The organism is Hyella patelloides LEGE 07179 (genome assembly GCF_900659865.1).
GTDB classification, from domain to species: Bacteria; Cyanobacteriota; Cyanobacteriia; order Cyanobacteriales; family Xenococcaceae; genus Hyella; species Hyella patelloides.
This window is the reverse complement of record NZ_LR214155.1, coordinates 1-4555: the sequence shown is the minus strand read 5'-3', so window position 1 is coordinate 4555 and position 4555 is coordinate 1. Positions and strand designations below refer to the sequence as shown.

At 38.5% G+C, this 4555-nt stretch carries 4 protein-coding genes and 1 pseudogene; all 5 read right to left on the bottom strand.

Annotated elements, in window-relative coordinates:
* Nucleotides 1–530: 530 nt before the first annotated feature.
* Nucleotides 531–1196: pseudogene (locus tag H1P_RS31205) on the bottom strand (calcium-binding protein); the annotation flags it as partial.
* A gap of 190 nt (nucleotides 1197–1386) precedes the next feature.
* Entirely contained in the window at nucleotides 1387–1941 is a 555-nt protein-coding gene (locus H1P_RS31200) for a universal stress protein (protein ID WP_144875067.1), read from the bottom strand.
* A 68-nt stretch (nucleotides 1942–2009) separates the two neighbouring features.
* Complete coding sequence (locus H1P_RS36795) at nucleotides 2010–2153, bottom strand: hypothetical protein (protein WP_186376251.1); 144 nt, start codon at nucleotides 2151–2153, stop codon at nucleotides 2010–2012.
* Between the two features lie 117 nt (nucleotides 2154–2270).
* Complete coding sequence (locus tag H1P_RS31195; protein WP_144875065.1) at nucleotides 2271–2819, bottom strand: universal stress protein; 549 nt, start codon at nucleotides 2817–2819, stop codon at nucleotides 2271–2273.
* Nucleotides 2820–2915: 96 nt separating this feature from the next.
* A partial coding sequence (ppsA, locus tag H1P_RS31190) for a phosphoenolpyruvate synthase (protein ID WP_144875063.1) occupies nucleotides 2916–4555 on the bottom strand: 1640 nt, incomplete at its 5' end.

Genomic DNA, 4555 nt, shown 5'->3' with positions numbered 1-4555 from the left:
TAAGATATCATCGCTTTGAAACCCATATATAGCATCGTCAGCAGAGGATAGCACTAATTTATTATCAACATATTGAAAAATAGGGGTATCATTTCCTTCTAAGACATCGCCAAATTCAGTACCTAGAATTACATTTTTTGCTGTAGACATTATAATTTACTCCTTAAAGTATTAGTCACTATTTATCTATCTGTAAAAACGATTAAAGTTCTGCAATTTTGTTAAACTGCTTAACAATCAATCAAATTAATAATTAATTAAAGTTCTAATTTAGTAATAGTAGAGATTATTACTTTTACGTAGGTTTGGCATAATTTTTTCCCGTTTGATTTGTAGAAAGTGAAATTAAAATCTCAACTTTAAAATTATTTTGTTACCTTTTATAACTTAATTTTTGTGCTTAATAACTTTTCAGGGAAAAACAGCAACTCTTGGCAAATTTATTGTACTAGTTAATTTTTAAAAGTAAATAAAAAAGCGATCTCTAAATAAGGAGATCGCCAGCAATCTAAAAGTAATAAAATGAGGTCTTATCCTGGAAAATAATCGATAAAAGTTAACTCAGAAAGCGAATTGATTTGTGTATCTTGAACAATTGCCAATATATTATTGTCATGGAGTATTCGAGTGTCGAGTTCTGCTCCCCCACCAAAGTTAACAATGTCTAAACTGTAGTGTAATTCGTTATCTCCCTCCATTCCAAATTGCTCTAAATTCTGTAGCTTAATTCGATCTCCTTCAAGACTATCGAAATCAGTTATACTCGCATAACCCCAACCTTGATATAAATTAGAGCCATTGTCGACAAGAAAAAATGTATCTGCACCACTTCCGCCTGTCAGAGTATCAACTTCATGGTTTGCAGAAGAGCCATCTATACTACCTTGAATTTTGTCATTGCCATCTTCTCCTAGTAAAAGATCGTTCCCGCCTCCTCCTATTAAGGTATCGCGACCAAAACTTCCATAAAGTGTATCTTTGCCTTCACCACCAAAAAGTTCGTCTTCGTCAAAATATCCATAGAGTTTATCGTTGCCAGTACCACCGTAAACATTATCGTCCCCAGTACCACCGTAAAGTCGATCGTTGTCATCATCTCCATAGAGAAAATCATCTCCTCCATATCCATAAATTTCATCGTCTCCAGCACCACCAGCCATAGTATCCGTACCATCATAGGCATACATCTTATCGTTGCCATTGGGAGAATAAAGCCACTCTGTCGACTAATCTCCAACCGTTGAGAAATGCCGCTTTAACCCAGTCCCAACCAATACGGAAATAGCTGTTTTTGCTAGATCGATTCTGGAAAATAAGTCAAATCCAAAAATCACCTCCTTTGGTCTATTTTCCAAAAAACTCATTAAGTTGTTCGTCAGGAGAAAATTAAGAATAAATAGTCGCTTCTTGGCTTTCGGAAGATGAATGCCGTTCTTGTTTGACGGGAGTTTGAACCAATAAAACAGAGCAAGGAGCATGATGAACTACATAATTACTGACGCTACCTAACAGCATTTCTCGCAAACCCGAATGTCCCCTTCTACCAATAACAATCACATCGGCATAGCAAGATTGAGCAAACTCACAGATAGTCGAACTAGGATGACCAGTAATTTGGGTAAATTCAGTTTCTATTCCTGCTGAGATCGCTATATCGGCAAAAGAACGCAGTATTTTTATTCCTTCAGTTTCAAAAGCTTTCCATTGTTTGTGGTACATCTGGTTTGCCATATGAGTAATTTCGGAATTGAGATGTATGTAATGATAATCATCTCCTACTGGGGGATAAAGAGACATTATAGGGCTTCCTGGTTCTTCTGCTGAGAGAACGTGTAGTAAGATTAATTTTGCTTTGGTAGTTTTAGCTAAGAAAAAAGCTTCATCAAATACCTTTTTATTAGCTGGTGAGCGATCTATTGTTACCAAGATTTTTTTTAACATTTTATTCTCTTATTCTCCCTTCGTTAGTGGTTAGTTCCGTCAAGCGGGATAATGTGAGTAGAGACGTTTCAAATCACGTCCGTACAGTAAGTCGTTGCTGGGTGAGAACCTCTTATTTGAGGGGCTGTCTCCTGGGGAAACCCCAGGCGGGGCGTTGTCAACACGGGAGTGGAATATGCCGACTGACCGTCGGCATATTCCACTCCCGTCATTGTTCTTAATTTATTTCAGAACACAGCCCCTTGAGTTTACATTGTCCTCGAATGGGGATAAGGAGAGTCGCGTCTCTACAGTGGTTAGTAGTTAGTAGTCAAAAACTTCTGACTTTATTATGTTGTTAGTTGTTGACTATCAGTGGTTGCGGGTTTTTCTTCTGAGACGGTGGAATCTGAAGCCGATTCCCGTTCGAGAGGGTTGCGCATAATTAGGACAGAACATGGAGCATGGTGAGTTACATAGTTGCTAACGCTGCCGAGAAACATTTCTTTGAATCCTTTGAGTCCGCGACTACCTACTAAAATTAGATCGGCTTCCCAAGTACTAGCTAGTTCACAAATTTTTCTTCCTGGGTTGCCACTTGATTGGGTGTATTCAGTGTTTACTCCTGATTCAGTAGCTTTTTGAGTAAGATTTTGTAAAAAATCAATTCCCAATTGTTTATACTGTGATAATTGTTCTTGATATTTTTGATCGTCGAGATCGTCTAGTATTGGGTAATAGGCATAGGTAGGTAATATGGGATAATTTACTTCGTTTTCTGATAAAACATGGAGCAACATTAAAGTTGCATTTGTAGTTTTGGCTAAAGATAGAGCCGAATCAAAAACAAGATTATCTTTGTCAGAACGTTCTACTGCTACGAGAATTTTGTTAATCATTTTTTTAAGGGATAAAGGATAAAGGATAAGGGATGAAGGGCAAGTATTATGTATTATCGATCTTACCTTCTTTATTTCCCTGCTTCCTCTGCTTTGTTACAAACTTGATTCTGCTTGTGCTACTTTGAGTTTGGTTTTAAGTACTGAGTCAGGATTGAGACTCATGGAATTGATGCCTTGTTCTACTAAAAATTCGGCAAATTCTGGGTAATCGCTTGGTGCTTGACCACAGATACCTATTTTGCGGTTATTTTGTCGGGCTTTGGTGATCGCCATTTGTAACATGGCTTTCACTGCATGGTTGCGTTCGTCAAAAAGATGAGCTACTAAAGCAGAATCGCGATCTAGTCCCAATGTCAGTTGGGTTAAGTCGTTTGAGCCGATGGAGAAACCATCAAATACTTGGCTAAATTCATCAGCTAGAATCACATTACTGGGAAGTTCGCACATCACATATACTTGCAAACTATTTTCTCCTTTGACTAAACCGTGTTTTGCCATTTCTGCCAATACTTTTCTTCCTTCATCGGGAGTACGACAGAAAGGAATCATCAAAATAACGTTAGTCAAACCCATTTCATCGCGAACTCGTTTAAATGCCTGACATTCTAGGGCAAAGGCTTCACTATATAAAGGATCGTAATAGCGACTTGCACCACGCCAACCTAACATGGGGTTTTCTTCTTCAGGTTCAAATTGTTGACCTCCTAGAAGATTGGCATATTCATTACTCTTAAAGTCCGACATCCGCACAATAACAGGTTTGGGATAGAAAGCTGCTGCAATCGTACCAATACCCATAGAGAGTAAATCGACAAAGAAATCGGGTTTATGGTCATAATAACTTGTTAGTTGAGCGATCGCTATTCTTTCCCTAGTATCTTTTAATTCATCGAACTTAAGTAGAGCCAAAGGATGTACTTTAATATGATTGGCAATGATAAACTCTAATCTAGCCAAACCCACACCATCGCAGGGTAAAGCCGATAAACCAAAAGCCTCTTCAGGATTACCGATATTCATCAAGATTTGGGTTTTAGTTTCAGGTAAATCATCTAACTGAGTTTCTTCTACAGTAAAGGGAATTAAACCAGGATAAACTTTACCTTGTTCTCCTTCAGCGCAGGATACAGTTATTTCTTGCCCAGTTTTAATGTTTTTGGTGGCATCACCGCAGCCTACAATGGCGGGGATACCCATTTCACGGGCGATAATTGCTGCATGGCAGGTTCTACCACCCTGATTGGTAACAATAGCACTGGCTTGTTTCATAATGGGTTCCCAGTCAGGATCGGTTTTATTGGTAACTAAGACTTCTCCTGGTCGAAAGCGATCGATGTCGCTAACATTTAAGATTACTCTAGAAATACCTGCACCGATTTTTTCCCCAACTGCTCTACCTGTGATTAATACATCCGCGTTAGTATCTAATTTATAATTTTGCAATACATTGTTAGATTTTTGGGATTGTACGGTTTCGGGACGAGCTTGAACGATAAATAATTCTCCTGTGATGCCGTCTTTTGCCCATTCAATATCCATTGGGGTATAGGTATCGCGCACCTGAGAATAATGTTTTTCAATCTGACAAGTCCATTGAGCCAGTTGCAGAATTTCCTCGTCATTAATGGCATATTGAACTCTTTCTGAGGGGGGTGTGGGGACGTTTTTGGTTAGTTTACTACCACCAATGTCATACACCATCTTGACTTCTTTGCTACCAAGGCGTTTGTTTA